This is a genomic window from Pseudomonas sp. FW300-N2F2 (assembly GCF_017351655.1).
GTDB lineage: Bacteria > Pseudomonadota > Gammaproteobacteria > Pseudomonadales > Pseudomonadaceae > Aquipseudomonas > Aquipseudomonas fluorescens_AA.
On record NZ_JACNDQ010000004.1, the window covers coordinates 149165 to 165748 of the forward strand.

18 protein-coding genes are annotated in these 16584 nt (G+C 59.6%); 12 read left to right on the forward strand and 6 right to left on the reverse strand.

All coding sequences use genetic code 11. The features are described 5' to 3' along the window. The first annotated feature begins 18 nt into the window (after positions 1–18). Genes zur through J4E63_RS27350 form a run of 4 tightly spaced genes read left to right on the forward strand, consistent with a single transcriptional unit; the run spans position 19 to position 2815 of the window. Positions 19–501 (forward strand): Fur family transcriptional regulator, encoded by a 483-nt coding sequence (gene zur / locus J4E63_RS27335; protein ID WP_207283882.1) that lies wholly within the window; start codon positions 19–21, stop codon positions 499–501. Continuing rightward, positions 501–1283: a zinc ABC transporter ATP-binding protein ZnuC gene (gene znuC / locus J4E63_RS27340; protein ID WP_060739886.1), complete on the forward strand. Its 783-nt coding sequence runs from the start codon at positions 501–503 to the stop codon at positions 1281–1283. Before zur ends, znuC begins: the two co-directional genes overlap by 1 nt. Continuing rightward, positions 1276–2064 carry a zinc ABC transporter permease subunit ZnuB gene (znuB, locus tag J4E63_RS27345; protein WP_003196213.1) on the forward strand — a complete coding sequence of 263 codons (789 nt, stop codon included), beginning with the start codon at positions 1276–1278 and terminating at the stop codon, positions 2062–2064. The genes znuC and znuB overlap by 8 nt, the downstream gene beginning before the upstream one ends. Positions 2065–2101: 37 nt before the next feature. Next, positions 2102–2815: a PA5502 family lipoprotein gene (locus J4E63_RS27350; protein ID WP_207283883.1), complete on the forward strand. Its 714-nt coding sequence runs from the start codon at positions 2102–2104 to the stop codon at positions 2813–2815. 129 nt (positions 2816–2944) lie between these two features. On the opposite strand, the gene katE is transcribed toward J4E63_RS27350, so the two are convergent. Beyond that, complete coding sequence (gene katE, locus J4E63_RS27355; protein WP_207283884.1) at positions 2945–5083, reverse strand: catalase HPII; 2139 nt, start codon at positions 5081–5083, stop codon at positions 2945–2947. 262 nt (positions 5084–5345) lie between these two features. Between katE and J4E63_RS27360 the strand changes: the two genes are divergently transcribed. From J4E63_RS27360 to J4E63_RS27380, 5 genes are all read left to right on the forward strand, one after another. Continuing rightward, entirely contained in the window at positions 5346–6353 is a 1008-nt protein-coding gene (locus tag J4E63_RS27360) for a methionine ABC transporter ATP-binding protein (RefSeq protein WP_207283885.1), read from the forward strand. Continuing rightward, positions 6353–7027 carry a methionine ABC transporter permease gene (locus J4E63_RS27365; RefSeq protein WP_003196204.1) on the forward strand — a complete coding sequence of 225 codons (675 nt, stop codon included), beginning with the start codon at positions 6353–6355 and terminating at the stop codon, positions 7025–7027. Before J4E63_RS27360 ends, J4E63_RS27365 begins: the two co-directional genes overlap by 1 nt. Before the next feature lie 79 nt (positions 7028–7106). Then, complete coding sequence (locus J4E63_RS27370) at positions 7107–7880, forward strand: MetQ/NlpA family ABC transporter substrate-binding protein (protein WP_063323628.1); 774 nt, start codon at positions 7107–7109, stop codon at positions 7878–7880. Between the two features lie 220 nt (positions 7881–8100). Continuing rightward, entirely contained in the window at positions 8101–8658 is a 558-nt protein-coding gene (locus tag J4E63_RS27375; RefSeq protein WP_207283886.1) for a hypothetical protein, read from the forward strand. A gap of 127 nt (positions 8659–8785) precedes the next feature. Further along, on the forward strand, positions 8786–9160 hold the full coding sequence (locus J4E63_RS27380; RefSeq protein WP_033062452.1) for a lysozyme inhibitor LprI family protein: 375 nt from the start codon (positions 8786–8788) through the stop codon (positions 9158–9160). 160 nt (positions 9161–9320) lie between these two features. On the opposite strand, the gene J4E63_RS27385 is transcribed toward J4E63_RS27380, so the two are convergent. After that, the gene (locus J4E63_RS27385; RefSeq protein ID WP_207283887.1) at positions 9321–10016 is read right to left on the reverse strand and encodes a glutathione S-transferase; all 696 of its coding nucleotides are present in this window, start codon (positions 10014–10016) and stop codon (positions 9321–9323) included. A gap of 150 nt (positions 10017–10166) precedes the next feature. Between J4E63_RS27385 and J4E63_RS27390 the strand changes: the two genes are divergently transcribed. The 3 genes from J4E63_RS27390 to J4E63_RS27400 all read left to right on the forward strand — a co-directional run bounded on the left by J4E63_RS27390 (position 10167) and on the right by J4E63_RS27400 (position 12862). Then, positions 10167–10730, forward strand: a complete 564-nt coding sequence (locus tag J4E63_RS27390; protein WP_060739893.1) for a TetR/AcrR family transcriptional regulator — start codon at positions 10167–10169, stop codon at positions 10728–10730. 185 nt (positions 10731–10915) lie between these two features. Beyond that, positions 10916–12040, forward strand: coding sequence for a diguanylate cyclase (locus J4E63_RS27395; protein ID WP_207283888.1), 1125 nt, complete (start codon positions 10916–10918; stop codon positions 12038–12040). A gap of 402 nt (positions 12041–12442) precedes the next feature. After that, positions 12443–12862, forward strand: a complete 420-nt coding sequence (locus tag J4E63_RS27400) for an organic hydroperoxide resistance protein (RefSeq protein ID WP_003196182.1) — start codon at positions 12443–12445, stop codon at positions 12860–12862. A gap of 72 nt (positions 12863–12934) precedes the next feature. Here J4E63_RS27400 and J4E63_RS27405 read toward each other — a convergent pair whose 3' ends face one another. The 4 genes from J4E63_RS27405 to J4E63_RS27420 form a co-directional block, all read right to left on the reverse strand. Further along, positions 12935–13723, reverse strand: coding sequence for an SDR family NAD(P)-dependent oxidoreductase (locus J4E63_RS27405; RefSeq protein ID WP_103310553.1), 789 nt, complete (start codon positions 13721–13723; stop codon positions 12935–12937). A 272-nt stretch (positions 13724–13995) separates the two neighbouring features. Further along, positions 13996–14721, reverse strand: a complete 726-nt coding sequence (locus J4E63_RS27410; protein ID WP_207283889.1) for a hypothetical protein — start codon at positions 14719–14721, stop codon at positions 13996–13998. A 359-nt stretch (positions 14722–15080) separates the two neighbouring features. Further along, positions 15081–15968, reverse strand: coding sequence for a lysophospholipid acyltransferase (locus J4E63_RS27415; RefSeq protein WP_207283890.1), 888 nt, complete (start codon positions 15966–15968; stop codon positions 15081–15083). A 43-nt stretch (positions 15969–16011) separates the two neighbouring features. Beyond that, positions 16012–16569: a DNA-3-methyladenine glycosylase I gene (locus J4E63_RS27420; RefSeq protein WP_060739899.1), complete on the reverse strand. Its 558-nt coding sequence runs from the start codon at positions 16567–16569 to the stop codon at positions 16012–16014. Positions 16570–16584: the final 15 nt, after the last annotated feature.

The window sequence follows — 16584 nt, forward strand, 5'->3', positions numbered from 1 at the left end:
CTAAACTCGTCGCTGCCCATGCCTATTACGCCCCTTGCCAGTCGTCCCCACGATCACTCCCACTGCGTGCACACCGCGCTGTCCGAGGCCGACGCCATCTGCGCGCGCCAAGGGTTGCGCCTGACCGCCCTGCGTCGGCGCGTGCTGGAATTGGTCTGGCAAAGCCACAAGCCGCTGGGCGCCTACGACATCCTGGCCGTGCTCAGCGAACAGGACGGGCGCCGTGCCGCGCCGCCAACGGTCTATCGGGCGCTGGATTTCCTCTTGGAAAATGGCCTGGTGCATCGCATTTCGTCGCTGAACGCCTTCGTCGGCTGCAACCATCCGGAGCACGCCCACCAGGGCCAGTTCCTGATCTGCCGCGAATGCCACGCCGCCATCGAGCTGGAACAGAAGTCCATCAGCGATGCCATCATCGCCAGCGCCCAGGATGTCGGCTTCGTGGTCGACACCCAGACCGTTGAAGTGGTCGGTCTCTGCTCCGGCTGCCAGGGGGCCTGATGAGCAATGCGTTGATCCGTCTCGAGCAGGTGGCCGTAACGTTCGCCGGGCAGAACGTGCTGGACAACATTCACCTGAGCGTCGAGCCGGGGCAGATCGTGACCCTGATCGGCCCCAATGGAGCCGGCAAGACCACCCTGGTGCGCGCCGTGTTGGGTTTGCTCAAGCCCGACAGCGGCAGCGTCTGGCGCAAGCCCAGGTTGCGCGTCGGCTATATGCCGCAAAAACTTCACGTCGATCCGACGCTGCCACTGTCCGTGCTGCGCTTCCTGCGCCTGGTGCCTGGCGTGGACCGCGCACGGGCCTTGGCCGCGCTCAACGAAGTCGGTGCCGAACAGGTGATCGACAGCCCGGTGCAAAGTGTCTCCGGGGGCGAGATGCAACGCGTGCTGCTGGCCCGCGCCCTGCTGCGCGAGCCTGAATTGTTGGTGCTCGACGAGCCGGTGCAAGGGGTCGATGTGGCCGGCCAAGCCGAGCTGTACAGCCTGATCACCCGCCTGCGCGACCGCCATGGCTGCGGCGTGCTGATGGTGTCCCACGACCTGCACCTGGTGATGAGCACCACCGACCAGGTGGTCTGCCTCAACCGCCACGTCTGCTGTTCCGGGCATCCCGAGCAGGTCAGCGGCGATCCGGCCTTTGTCGAGCTGTTCGGAAAAAACGCACAAAGCCTGGCGATTTATCACCACCACCATGACCACGCCCATGACCTGCATGGCTCGGTGGTCAGCGCCCCTTCCGCTTCCAATCATGTTCATGGAGATGGCTGCAAGCATGGCTGATTTTCTGTTGTACGCCCTGCTCGCAGGCCTGGCACTCGCCCTGGTCGCCGGCCCCCTGGGTTCGTTCGTGGTCTGGCGGCGCATGGCCTATTTCGGCGACACCTTGTCCCACGCCGCATTGCTCGGCGTGGCCTTGGGGTTTCTGCTGGATGTCAGCCCGGCGGTAGCAGTGACTGTTGGTTGCCTGTTGCTGGCGGTGGTCCTGGTGACCCTGCAACACCGCCAGCCGCTGGCGTCCGACACGTTGCTGGGCATCCTCGCGCCGAGCACCTTGTCCCTCGGGCTGGTGGTGCTGAGCTTCATGCATGACGTGCGCATCGACCTGATGGCCTATCTGTTCGGCGACCTGCTGGCGATCAGTCCGACGGACCTGTCGTGGATCCTGGGCGGTAGCGCGGCGGTGCTGCTGTTGCTGGTGGCGCTCTGGCGGCCATTGCTGGCCGTCACCGTGCACGAAGAGCTGGCCCGGGTCGAAGGCTTGCCTGTACTGGGTTTGCGACTGGCGCTGATGCTGCTGATTGCGGTGGTCATCGCCGTGGCGATGAAAATCGTCGGTGTGTTGCTGATTACGTCATTGCTGATCATCCCGGCGGCTGCGGCACAGCGTCACGCCCGCTCGCCCGAGCAGATGGCGCTCGGCGCGAGCCTGCTGGGCATGCTCGCGGTATGTGGCGGCCTGGCACTTTCCTGGTTCAAGGACACCCCGGCCGGGCCATCGATCGTGGTCAGCGCCGCGGCGTTGTTTCTGCTGAGTTTTGTCCTGCCTCGTCGAGGGGTGTAGACTTGCTCGCTTTTTGCGCAAATAGAGAGTCGCAGGAATGAAGCCGTTCGCCTCCCGTTATCTGCTCCTTGTCGCATTTTCCCTGCTGCTGGGCGCTTGCCAGAGTACACCGCCGGTCACCCAGGCTCCCGATACGCGGGGCCCGGCCATCGCGCAGCTTGAGCAAAGCCTGGCCAGCAATGAGCTGGCCACCGCTGAAGACCAGCTGGCCGCCTTGCAAGCCCAGTCGCCCGAAGACCGGTCGCTGGAACCCTACCAGCGGCAATTGGCCGAGGCGTATTTGCGCCGCAGCCAGATCGACTTGCAAAAAGGCGACGTAAACGCCGCCGCCACCGCCCTGAGCCGTGCCCGGGCGTTGATGCCCAAGGCCCCGGCCCTCACCGGCGAGGTCAACACCGCCATCGCCGAAGCCCGCAAGGCCGACCTGGAAAAAGCCGAGGCCGACCTCAAGGCCGCCGAAGCCAAACCGGTCGCCAAAGTGATCGACCCGAGTGCCGAGAGCACCACCGTTGCGCTTAATATCGGCGATATCCAGAAAATGCGTCGGCAACTGGATGCCATTGCCGCTGATGTGGTGAATTACCAGTGCGACGTCAGCATCCAGGCGCCGCGCACCGATGATTATCCTTGGCTGGCGACGTTGCTGACCAAGCGGGTTAAAAAGCTTGATCCGGGGTTTGAACTGAATCTACGCAAGCAGACCCTGCGCAATGTGCCGGCGCAGATGGTGCTGACACCGCGCAAGCCTTAACAGCATCGCGAGCGAGCTCGCTCCCACATTGGATCCAGGGTGATCACAGTTTAGTGATCGACACCTGACCCTGTGGGAGCGAGCTCGCTCGCGATAGCGCCCTACCGGCAACCAGCCTCTTTCAGACACTCAAGCCGGAATCGCCTTCGCCTTAGGCTCCCGCGCCCACACCCGATGCTGGGCAATCGCGTCGAAGAACGCCTGGAACTTGCCAGCATCCACGTCAGGAATCAACCCCGCATCCGCCTCCAGTTTCAACAACACCAGTAACTGCCGCGCTTCGCCATTCAGAGCGATGGCCTTGAGGTGCTTATAGGCTTCCAGCAAGTAATGCAGGGCCACGCCGTCGGTACTCAAGGCCTTGATCGACTCCGCGCCACCCGGCACGAACACCGCATCAAAGGCAATAGACGGCAACCCTTCCATGGACGCATCCACCGGTAGCGTTTTCCCATCAGCGGTGGTCACTGGCGCAGAAGTCGGCCCCAGCACCTTGGCGTGGGCGCCCTTCGCTTTCAAAGCCTTCTTGAGCGCATCGATGATCGCCCCATCAACGCCGTTAGCCACCAGCACGGCCACTTTTCGCGTCTTGATGTCCCCAGACAGCAGGTTCGCCTGACTCAAGGCCGGGGATTGCTTCAGCGAGGGTTTCGGCACATCGACGGTGCCGGCGGTGGGGGCGGGCAGGCCCAGGTTTTTCGCCACCCGCGCGGCCAGTTCCAGATCGATGTTGGCCAGGATCTCGTTGACCTGCCGCGCCCGGATGAACTCACGCTCTACCTTGCCCAGCTCGAAGCTGTAGGCCGCGATGATGTGCTCTTGCTCGTGGGCGCTCATGCTCTTGTAGAACAACCGCGCCTGGGAGAAATGGTCGGAGAACGACTCACTGCGCTGGCGGATCTTGTAGGCATCGATGCGCTCCGGATAGCTTTCGAAACCACCGCCTTCAGGGCCAGGTGGGGTTTCCTTCGGCCAGCCACCATCGATGGAGTTCGGCTCGTAGGACGTGCGGCCCTTGTCGATGGTGGTGCGGTGCATCGCATCGCGCTGACCGTTGTGCACCGGGGTGATCGCCCGGTTGATCGGCAGCTCATGAAAATTCGGCCCACCAAGTCGGCTGATCTGCGTATCGGTGTAGGAAAACAGCCGACCTTGCAGCAATGGGTCGTTGGAAAAGTCGATGCCCGGCACGATATGCCCGGGGCAGAACGCAACCTGCTCGACTTCGGCGAAGAAGTTGTCCGGGTTACGGTTCAACACCATCTTGCCCAGGGGCGTGATGGGCACCAGCTCTTCAGGGATGATCTTGGTCGGGTCGAGCAGGTCGAAGTCGAACTTATGCTCGTCTTCCTCAGCAACGATCTGCACGCCGAACTCCCATTCCGGGTAGTCGCCCATCTCGATCGACTCCCAGAGATCGCGACGGTGGTAGTCCGTATCCTTGCCGGCCAGCTTCTGGGCTTCGTCCCAAACCAACGAGCAGGTACCGACTGTTGGCCGCCAATGGAATTTGACGAAGCTGCTTTTGCCTTCGGCGTTGATCATGCGAAAGGTGTGCACACCGAAGCCCTGCATGCTCCGCAGGCTTTTAGGAATGGCCCGGTCGGACATCGCCCAGATCACCATGTGCGCCGATTCCGGCACCAGCGAGACGAAATCCCAAAACGTGTCGTGGGCTGAACCGCCCGTAGGGATTTCATTGTGAGGTTCGGGCTTCACCGCGTGGACGAAGTCGGGAAACTTGATCGCATCCTGGATGAAAAATACCGGCATGTTGTTGCCCACCAGGTCGAAGTTGCCCTCATCGGTGAAGAACTTGACCGCAAAGCCACGAACGTCCCGCACGGTGTCGCCGGAACCCCTTGGACCTTGCACGGTGGAAAAACGCACGAACACCGGTGTTTTCTTGCTCGGATCTTGTAGGAATCCGGCCTTGGTCAATGCCGAATGAGCTTCGTAGCTCTGAAAATAACCATGGGCACCGGTACCGCGAGCATGAACGATGCGCTCCGGGATGCGTTCATGGTCAAAATGCGTGATTTTTTCACGCATGATGAAGTCTTCCAGCAGCGAAGGCCCACGGGCACCAGCGCGGAGGGTGTTCTGGTTGTCGGCGATTTTCACACCCTGGTTGGTGCGCAACGCCTGTTCGGTGGCGTCGGAGCGAAACTGTTCCAGGCTCTCGAGCTTGGCGTTGGTGTTGCCGCGATCCAGGGTGTCGGTCCCGGCCAGTTGGCTCTTGTTGACCGTGGGCTTTTTGGTACTCATCAGGCATAACTCCTCTTTGCGATCCCGGAGGCCAGGACTCTTGGGTTCGATACCGCAGGTTCCGTACCCGGGCATTTTCGAGTGGCTTAATGAGTGACCGATGCCGTTTGGCCGTGTTCCTTTTTTATGGCCTTTGATCGCGTTATTGCCAAATGACTGGTCCGATCGCAAATAAATGCTAAGAACCTCTATACGGACAGGCTAAAATGCGCGCCCGGCTAACCGCTGATCCTTTTCCAACGCGCCCCACAAGGTTCGCTACGTGATCGAGTTTCAAGACGTCCATAAAACCTACCGGGTCGCCGGTAGGGATATCCCCGCCCTGCACCCGACCAGTCTGAAGATTGAGAACGGTCAGGTCTTCGGCCTGATTGGCCATTCCGGTGCGGGAAAAAGTACCCTGCTGCGCCTGATCAATCGCCTGGAAGACTCCACTGGCGGCAAGATCATCGTCGACGGCGAAGAAGTCACCGCCCTGGACGCCAGCGGTCTGCGCCGCTTCCGCCAGCAAGTCGGGATGATCTTCCAGCACTTCAACCTGCTGGCGTCCAAGACCGTGGCCGACAACGTGGCGCTGCCACTGACGCTGGCGGGCGAATTGTCCCGCAGCGAAATCGACCAGCGCGTCGCCGAGTTGCTCGCCCGCGTCGGCTTGTCCGACCACGCCAAGAAGTACCCGGCGCAATTGTCCGGCGGCCAGAAGCAGCGCGTCGGCATCGCCCGCGCCCTGGCGACCAAACCCAAGATCCTGCTGTGCGACGAGGCCACCAGCGCCCTCGACCCGCAGACCACCGCCTCGGTCCTGCAACTGCTGGCGGAAATCAACCGCGAGCTGAAACTGACCATCGTACTGATCACCCATGAAATGGACGTGATCCGCCGCGTTTGCGATCAAGTGGCGGTGATGGACGCCGGCGTGATCGTCGAGCAAGGCCCGGTGGCCGAGGTGTTCCTGCACCCCAAGCACTCGACCACCAAGCGTTTTGTCCAGGAAGACGAGCAGATCGACGAAAGCGAACAGCGCGACGATTTTGCCCACGTGCCCGGACGCATCGTGCGTCTGACGTTCCAGGGCGACGCGACCTACGCGCCATTGCTCGGCACCGTCGCCCGGGAAACCGGTGTGGACTACAGCATCCTGGCCGGTCGTATCGACCGCATCAAAGACACCCCCTACGGGCAACTGACCCTCGCCATCACCGGCGGTGACATGGAGGCGGCGTTCGCCCGCTTCACCGCGGCCGATGTCCACATGGAGGTGCTGCGCTAATGGAACTGTTGAGCTCATTCTTCTCCAACATCGACTGGCTGGAAATCTGGCTGGCCACCGGCGACACCTTCCTGATGCTGTTCGGTTCGCTGCTGTTCACCGTGCTGCTCGGCCTGCCCCTGGGGGTGTTGCTGTTCCTCTGCAGCCCGCGCCAGTTGCTCGAAGCCCGCGGTGTGTATGCGCTGCTGTCGCTGATCGTGAACATCCTGCGTTCGCTACCGTTCATCATCCTGTTGATCGTGATGATCCCGTTCACGGTATTGATCACCGGCACCTCCCTGGGCGTGGCCGGCGCGATCCCACCGCTGGTGGTCGGCGCGACACCGTTCTTCGCCCGCCTGGTGGAAACGGCCCTGCGCGAAGTCGACCGCGGCATCATCGAAGCGACCCAGGCCATGGGCGCTACCACGCGGCAGATCATCGTCAATGCCTTGCTGCCGGAAGCCCGTCCAGGCATTTTTGCAGCGATTACGGTGACAGCGATTACGCTGGTGTCCTACACGGCCATGGCCGGTGTGGTCGGCGCCGGTGGTTTGGGCGACCTGGCGATCCGCTTCGGCTACCAGCGTTTCCAGACCGACGTCATGGTGGTCACGGTGGTGTTGCTGCTGGTGCTGGTCCAGGTGCTGCAAACCGTGGGCGACAAACTGGTTGTGCATTTTTCTAGAAAATAAGGCCTCGCGGCCAATAAACCATGAGCCGGCCATTCGCTGGCAGGCGCCGAGAGCAGGCGCCTCACAAGGAGTTAGCTGAATGAAAAAACTACTGGTTGCCTTCGCTGCCGCCGCAGCGTTTTCCGCCCACGCCGCCGACACCCTGACCGTCGCCGCAACGCCGGTCCCGCACGCGGAAATCCTCGAATTCGTCAAACCGGCCCTGGCCAAAGAAGGCGTCGACCTGAAGGTCAAGGTCTTCACCGACTACATCCAGCCGAATGTACAGGTCGCGGAAAAGCGCCTGGACGCCAACTTCTTCCAGCACCAGCCGTACCTGGATGAGTTCAACAAAGCCAAGGGCACGCATCTGGTCAGCGTGGCAGGTGTGCACCTGGAACCCCTGGGCGCGTACTCCAGCAAGTACAAGGCACTGACAGAACTGCCGGGCGGCGCCAACGTGGTGATCCCGAACGACGCCACCAACGGCGGTCGTGCACTGTTGCTGCTGGCGAAGGCTGGGGTGATCAAGTTGAAGGATTCGAACAACATCCTGTCGACCACCAAGGACATCGTTGAGAATCCGAAGGACCTGAAATTCCGTGAGCTGGAAGCGGCAACCATTCCGCGGGTGCTGACCCAGGTGGATCTGGCGTTGATCAATACCAACTATGCGTTGGAGGCGAAGCTTGATCCTTCCAAGGATGCTTTGGTTATCGAAGGCAGTGACTCGCCGTATGTGAACATCCTGGTGGCTCGTGAGGATGACAAGGACAGTGAGGCGATGAAGAAGCTGGTTGCGGCGTTGCACACGCCGGAAGTGAAGGCTTTTATTCTTGAGAAGTACAAAGGCGCGGTTTTGCCGGCGTTTTGATCTGATCGGGTGGTGAAAAAACGGGGCTGCGTGGGAATGCAGGCCCGTTTTTTTTGCTCGGAGGTATGCGGCGTTAAGGAAAGCCCAGCGGGAGCAAGCTCCCTCGCCACGAATGTTTGACCGGCCCCTCGCTCGATGCCTGGTAGCTACTTGTCTTTCGGTCCGCAAAGGGGGGGTGGAGGGCAGGGTAGACTTGCCCCTTTTCTATCCGAATGCACTCATGAATTCATTACGCGAAGACAATCGAAAGCGCTTGATACGACTCATCGACCAGATCCCTGTTGATAAGAACCCCGAGGGTTGGACTCATATTGCTTCGATAGCCGTCGGTGGGCTGCTATCGGTAGGGTTTTCACAAAAAGGTCCCTACTTGCTGGTCGTCTCAAGCTCGGGTCGGAGTGTCGTGCACTGCGACACAGGAGAAAAAATTGAGCGCGACTATGAAGAATATGCGGGCTTGAGCGAGCTCGGCTTGCATTGCCAGGGCATTGGCGTGATCGCCGATGAAGTCATACCGCTGTGTGGCATTCAGGGCGGTGGCTTGCCAACCGGCAACATCGCCGGGGAAGGACTGGAGTTGGTTTCCCCGGATTGGCCTGAAAACAGTCTTATTCTGAGCAAACCCTTCAAAAATACTCTGATTGAGGGTCATCAAGCGGATTGCACGGTGATCTACACGGACCACGTGAGGGCGTTCGGATTCTCCTGGTGTGGGAACTACATCGTTGCGGCGTGCAGCAGCGACCTCGATCTTTGGTCGAGAAAGTCAAAGTTGTAACGAAAGGCCGTCGCCGGCAGCGCGGCGGCCAAGGGCGTTGCAGTTCTGCTTCATTGTTCAACAACCCTCATGATAAATTCCCCGCCGCGACCTCTAATCAATAGAGGGCATTCAGGGAGAGAAGTAAGTGATCAAGTCTTTGTTGGTTGGGGCATTGCTGGCAATGGCATCAGCATCGGCATCTGCGATGAGCTGCGATAACCCTAGAAACGCCTATGACAGAACCTATTGCGCGTCGCTGAAAATGGTTCAGTCGGATCAGGACATCAATGATCAATACAAGAAGACCATGAGCGCCCTGAACCCGGATCAAAAGAAAAAAGTGAAAGCGGCTCAAATCCAGTGGATCAAAAATCGTGACAGCGCCTGCTCCAACGATGGCCTGCTCTACCTGGACTGTGCCAATGAGAAGACCGAGGCGCGTATCGTCATACTCAAAGCTGTCGAGCGCGAGTGCCGTGCTGCCGGTTGCGACGACGCCAAGCTGTCGCAAGTCGAGTAACCCGTAAGCAATGAGCACATGGGGCTTGCCCTAATGCCAGTAAGCCCCAAACCTGTGGGAGCAAGCTTTGCTCCCACAGGTTTGTGTCGTTTGATCCTTAACTGACTGGCATTAGCCCTTGCCCTTTTTCATGCCTGGCGCAGGCGAGTCATGATCAGTGCTACGCAGCGCCACGCTCGACCATGGCACGCCATGCCTGGACGCTGGAGCGCTCCTGCATCCTGGCGTGCCATGCTCGAAGCGCCACGCACTCTTCAGGCACGGGGAGTTGCACCAGCGAGGCGAAGATCATGCCGCCCAGTACCGCAATGTCGGCCATCGAAAACTTGTCGCCCGCCACAAAGGGCCGGTCTTTGAGAAGGTTGTCGAAATAGCGCATGCCCCTGATCGCCTTATCGCGCATCCGGGCGCCCCACTCGGCATTCTGGTACAGCTCGACATCGGGGCCGAGGCCCGGCGTGGCATGGTGGAAGTACGCGCTGACGGCGTCGAGAAACTCGATCTCGGCACGTTTGGTCATCATATGGATGATGCCTTTTTCAACAGGCGTTTCACCCGTCAACGTCGGATGACCGTCCAGGCTATCCAAGTATTGGGTGATCGCCGTGCACTCCGCGATCCGCGTCCCATCGTTCAGCTCCAGCACGGGCAGTGTCCCGGAGTAATTGATGGCCAGGAACTCGGGTTTCTTGTGCTCGCCGGCCCAGAGATTCACCGGTACGAATTCGATGTTCGGCAGCAATCCTTTTTCCGCCAGCGCAATGCGGACGCGGGCGGGGTAGGGGCCGTTGAACCAATCGTAGATTTTCATCGTAGGAACAGTGGAAACATCAACGCGCTGTTGTGGGGAAGTCATGATTCAAGCACCTGCCTGTCAATTGGTAGGTAAAGATTGAGCCGCCGATTTAGTGCTGTCAATCCCCTACCTGACAATTGGCAGGTAAACGGATCTGCGCGTAGAATCGCCGTTACCTGAGTGAGTCGAATCTCGAAACGAGGCTGCAACGTGAACGAAAATGCTCGAGAAGCCATCTTGGCGGCAGCGAAAGCCGCTGCCCAATTGCACGGTTACAGCGGTATCAATTTCCGTAGCATTGCCGACCAGGTGGGCATCAAGAACGCCAGCATTTACTACCACTTTCCGAGCAAGGCGGGCCTGGCTGCGGCAGTTGCTGAACGCTACTGGCAGGACGCGCTGCGCATGCTTGAAGCGATACGCGCCGCCCATACCGATCCGAAGGCGTGTGTACGGCTGTACCCCTCCATTTTTCGAAAGTCGCTCGAGGACGGCAACAGGCTTTGTCTGTCCAGCTTCATGGCAGCCGAATACGAAGACCTTCCCGATGAAGTGTCGCGAGAGATCAGGGCTTTTGCGGACGTCAACGTGGCGTGGCTCGCCCAGGTACTGGCAGATGCTGGAACAGGTAGCGCAGAAGAATGTGAACGCCGAGCCCGCGCCATTTACACCGCTGTTGCGGGTGCCCAGTTAATCGCGCGGACGCGGGCGGATGTCGGCCTGTTCGATGATCTGATTTTGAGCTACCGGGAAGCAGGGTTGATTCCAGCCTGATCCTGTAAAGCGGATGATGCCGTTTGGTTGTAGGAATGGTGGGCGCTACTTCGCAGCCCAGCGGGAGCAAGCTCCCTCGCCACGGGGTTTTGTTCAATTGGGGCCGTGGGTGTAATTCAGTTGTTTGCATTGGTGGCCGGGTGCCACAATCGCCATTTTAGTTGCATCACGATCAGGTGGATCAAATGGATGGCCCAAGATCTCGGAACGGCCAAGCTTTTTTCATAGCCGAGCAGGTGCGAACTGACCGATTGCAGCAACTGTTTCGCCAATCCGTTTCTGCGGTTTTCGGCAGTTACCTGGCTGCCATCATGTTGAGTTGGCTGTGTTGGGATCGGTTTGAGCACAGCGCTATTCTTTGGTGGCTGGCCATCCTGACCGCATCGACGCTGTTGCGTATCGCGATGTTCGTCGCCTATTTTCGCAGCCCCGAAAGTGAGCGTACGCCTCAACGCTGGGAGCGCCGATACTGGATCACGCTGGTGTTATCCGCCAGCATCTGGGGCGGTGGTGCGTTTGTGGTCATGCCGGCGGACGATCTGTTGTCCCAGGCGTTGGTCATGCTCTTTACCGTCGGGATGACCGTCAGCGCGGTATCCTGCTACTCCGCCTACCGCGATATGACGCTGGTCTCCATTGGCCTGGTGCTGTTTCCATGCACCGTCTGGCTGCTGTTTCAACCGTCCCCGATCCAAGTCGGCATGGCCCTTTCGATCCTGGTGTTCGCGGCATTTGCGGCCCGCGCCACGCACAAAATGTCCCAGGCACTGGAAGTCGCCTTTCGTCTTACTCGTGAAATGGAACAGGCGAACAGCATTTCAACCCGCGCCGCACAAACCGATGAACTGACCGGCCTGAAGAGTCGGCGGGCTTTTTTCGAGCATGCCCAGCAGCTTTATGACGAATGCAAGACCAACCGGTTAGGGTTGTGCGCCGTCATGTTGGACATGGATCACTTCAAGCACATCAACGACACCTATGGCCATCAGGTCGGGGATCAGGTTTTGCGCGAGATGGGGCTGGTCATCAGTTCGTCGTTTCGGGCGACGGACATTCATGGCCGGCTGGGTGGGGAAGAGTTCGCCATTCTGCTTCCGGACACCTCCATCGAGGTCGCTACCCAGATTGCAGAACAGCTCATCGATACGATTGCGGGGTTGATGATCGAACCTGTTCACTGCATAACCGCCAGCCTTGGCGTCGCGTCTACGGAGGTCTGTAATAAGGATCTTCACGGCTTGATGAACGATGCCGATAAGGCCCTGTATCGGGCGAAGGCGCTGGGACGCAATCGAGTGGCTGTTGCTTAGTCTTAGTCGGGTTGGCTTCGCATCATTAGCCAGAATTTGATCGCCCCCACGCTACGTCACATTCCAGAAGCGGAACGCTAAGCGTCCCTGGCGGCGTTCCCACGCGGGAACGTGAGAACGATCGAGAAACCCTGAACGCCCTCTCTTCAAAGGCCTGCAATTACGCAGGCACTGACCCCTGGCACCTCCTTCTCCTTGGCTCACCTCGCGGCGGGTGATACTGCGCGGCCCGAAAATAAATTCCTTTTTAGATCAACTGGTTAATTCAAAGTGATAATTTTTGAAAATTTATATTGCGCGCAAAGTATTTGAGCGTTAACTTTATCTCAACTGATTAGCGCACAAACATTTAGCGCAGACCAAAACAGAACTCGATCAGCCCATTCAGCAAGAGGAAACACCATGAACGTTCTCTATACCGCAGTCGCAACCTCTACCGGTGGCCGTGATGGCCGTGCTGTTTCCAGCGACAAGATTCTCGACGTGAAACTGGCCACGCCAAAAGCCTTGGGTGGTGCCGGTGGTGAAGCCACCAACCCTGAGCAACTGTTCGCAGCCGGCTACTCGGCCTGCTTCATCGGCGCACTGAAGTTTGTCGCCAGCCAGAGCAAACGCAGCATTCCTGCCGACGCCTCGATCACGGCACACGTTGGCATCGGCCAGATCCCTGGCGGTTTCGGTCTGGACATCGACCTGCACATCAACCTGCCAGGTCTGGATCAAGCCGATGCCCAAGCGCTGGTCGACGCGGCTCACCAGGTCTGCCCGTACTCCAACGCAACACGCGGCAACGTCGACGTCCGTTTGCACGTTACCGTCTAACTCACTTCATCTACGAATAAAAAACGCCGCTTATCTCTCATGAGGAAGCGGCGTTTTTTGTGTCATAGGATCCTAAACGATGCTATCCACCACACCCCCATCGACACGCAGCGCCGCCCCCGTGGTGGCCGAGGCCTGCTCCGAGCTGGCGTAGATGATCATGTTGGCAACTTCCTCGACGCGTGCCGCACGCTGGATGATCGAGGTGCTGCGGTGCTCGTTGACGAAATCCGCCGCGACCTTTTCCAGGCTTTCCCCACTGCGCTCGACGTCTGCCTGGAGCATCTGGGCAACGCCTTCGGAAAGCGTCGGCCCAGGCAGCACCGAGTTCACCGTCACGCCCGTGCCGGCAAGGCGCTTGGCCAAGCCGCGAGCGATGGACAGTTGGGCGGTCTTGGTGAAGCCGTAGTGGATCATGTCGGCGGGAATGTTCACGCCCGATTCCGACGAGATAAACACAATCCGCCCCCAACCGCGCTCGACCATGCCTTGCGCGTAGGCCCTGGAAACACGCACGCCCGACATCACGTTGGTTTCGAAGAAGCGTTGCCATTCGCTGTCCGGTGTTTCGAAGAAATCCTCCTGTTTGAAAATGCCCAGGTTGTTGATGACGATATCGAAGCTGGGGTGCTTGGCGATCAGTGCCTGGCAGCCTGATTCATTGCTCAGGTCGCCAACAAAACCGACGGCATTTGAAGCAAGGGTGCCCAGGCGCTGCAATGCGTCGTCCACGCTGCTCTGGCTGCGACCGTTGATGACTACATGAGCGCCGGCTTCGAGAAAGCCTTTGGCGGTCGCGAAACCGATACCGCTGGTAGACCCAGTGACCAGGACCTGACGTCCGGTGAAATCGATGTTCATGAGGGGGACTCCTTGATTAATGAACCAGAGGAAGTGCGATATTTCTGACTGGACGGTAGTCCGAAGGATTTAGAGATGGCTTTTCCATCCCAACGTCGCCGATATCGCAGGCCCTTAATCATGGACACGATTGAGGCTTTGCGCCTCCTCGTGATCAATCAACCATCAGGAAGCCGACCACACCGCCAGCTCATAGCTGATCATGGGGAAGGGCTGCTGCGCAGCCCGGCGGGAGCAAGCTCCTTCGCCACACGATTCGGTAGAGCCTGCTTTCAGGCCTGCGCGCTGAATCGCTGCGCAGCACGCCGTTCAAGCATCGCGGCTTCCGTCTCTCGCGTCGCCCGTTCGCCTTTGTACGCCAGCTGGTTGAAAAACAGCCCGTCCGAAAATTCCTGGGGCGGCACCGAGCCGGCGCGCTTGAGCATCGGCGCCAGATCGATGGTGCTGGCGAAGTTTTCCTTGGTCAGGTTGTAGAGACCCAGATAGCTGCCGGACCATGGCGAGTCGGCGTCGACCATGTCGATGGAGGCGTCGCGGAACGCAACGGCGGCGGCTTTCAGATCGGTGGATTCGTTGAGCAGATCCGTCAGCCGCTGGGCGTCCGAGCTGCTGAGCTGGCCGGCCGAGTTGAGCACTTTCAGCTTGCCGTCAGCCTCGACGGTGAAGCCGTATTTCTTGCTGGCCAAATCCGGGTGGGTCGCTGACAACGTTGATTGGAATGTCTCGAAGGAGGTGGTCAGCGTGCTTTTTGCTCCCGCGGTGATCGCAGCATATCGCGGGAAATCTGGCGATTGGGATCGACCGATCCAGGTGACGGTAAACACCGGTGTTCCCACCGTGGTTTGAGAGTCTTCACTGGGGTGGTAGATGGCTGCTGGGCCGCCGTTTGCCAGTTCCTTTACGGAGCCTGCTGGAGGATTGGTGACCAACTTCTGATCGGAGCGGGTGAGGTGGGTGTTGGCGGGTGCAATAGAGGCAGCGCTAAGGGAGAGTTCCATTTCATCGGTCCATGATTGGCGGATACATCGGGTTATCGACAGCCGGGGACCGAGCTTTAGAAGGGGAGATGGCGTGGGGTGAGGTCAGTTAGTTATGTGGCGGCTGTTAGGGCACTATCGCGAGCAAGCTCGCTCCCACCAGGGATTTATGATGGACACAATGTCTGTAAACAGCCCGGAAAAACTGTGGGAGCGAGCTTGCTCGCGATAGCGGTGGGTCTGCTTGCATCGATGTTGAGTGTGCCGCCGTCATCGCGAGCAAGCTCGGCTCCCACATTAGGTACTCCCACATAGGGACTTGGGTGTTCACAGATCCTGCATTCACCACAAATCCCCCACTCATATGAAGCAACAGATCTTCAGTACCACCGCGCCTCGCCCGGCGGGCGCTTCTTGAAGCGTTTCATGCTCCACATGTACTGGCTCGGGTAGGCCCGGACGTAGCGCTCCACCACTTGGCTCATGGCCGCGCAGGAGGTTTCGGTGTCGGTGCTATACATCGCCTCTGGCGCGGCTTCGAGGATGACTTTGTAGCCGGAGCCGTCGGGCAGGCGCAGGGCGTGGAGGAAGACGCCGACCGCTTTGCCGCCGGCGAGCATGTTCGGCACGAACTTGCTGGTCAGGGCCTGGGTGGCGAAGAAGGGCACGAAGATGCCGGCGGATTCGGCCGGCTCCGGGTCGGCGGGGATGCCGACCTGGCCGCCCTTACGCACTTCCTTGATGACGCTGAGGATGCCTTCCTTGGTCGACGCCGCGACCTTGTTGCCCAACTGAACACGTTGCTTTTGCAGCAATTCATCCACCGCCTTGAGCTTGGGCGGGCGGTAGAAAATGATCGGTTTGCACTGGCTGCAATAGAAGTGGTTGAGCACTTCCCAGTTGCCCAGGTGGCTGGTGATACCCACCACGCCTTTGCCGGAGGCCAGGGCTTCTTTCAGCACCTCCAGGCCTTCGACTTCGCGCACCAGGTCGATGGAGCGCTGGGCCGGCCAGATCCAGGCGCAGGCGCTTTCGGTCAGGGATTTGCCAATGTCCTTGAGGCTCTGGCCCACCAGGCGTTCGCGCTCGGCCGGGTCCATCTCGGGAAAGCACTTGGCGAGGTTGATCCGCACCACATCGCGGGAACGGTTGGGAAATTTCCACATGAGCCAGCCAATCGCCGAGCCCACTGCCTGCACCGCTCGCCAGGGCAGCAGCGCAAACAACCGCAGAGCGCCGACCAGCAAGGCGCCTTTCAACTTATCCACAGGTCACTCCTGAATGTATGGGCCGTGTTGCGAGCCGGCTATTCTAACCGCCGTTTACCAACTCGGCGTAGCGGTCGCAGTCTTGGGTGTGGTCCATGACCATGCCCGAGGCCTGCATCAAGGCGTAGCAAATGGTCGGCCCGACGAAAGTGAACCCGGCTTTTTTCAGGCCTTTGCTCATCGCCAGTGCCTCGGGCGTGATGGCCGGCACTTCGCTGCGGTCCTTGAAATGGTTGATGATGGGTTTGCCGCCCACGAACGACCAGAGGAACGCCACCGGGTCTTCCAGCGCCAGCCAGGCCTGGGCATTGCGACGGGCGGCCTTGAGCTTGAGGCGGTTGCGGATGATGCCCGGGTCGAGCATCAGCTCGTCGATTTCCGCGTCGCTCATCTGCGCCACGCGCTGCACATCGAAGCCGTACAACACTTCCCGGTAGCGCTCGCGTTTGCGCAAAACGGTGATCCAGGACAACCCGGCCTGGAACCCTTCGAGCAAAAGCAACTCGAACAAACCCTGCGCATCGCGCAGCGGCGTGCCCCACTCCTGATCGTGATAAGCCATGTACAACGGATCGTCAGAACACCAAAAGCAGCGTGGCATAAGGCTCCAGGGGGC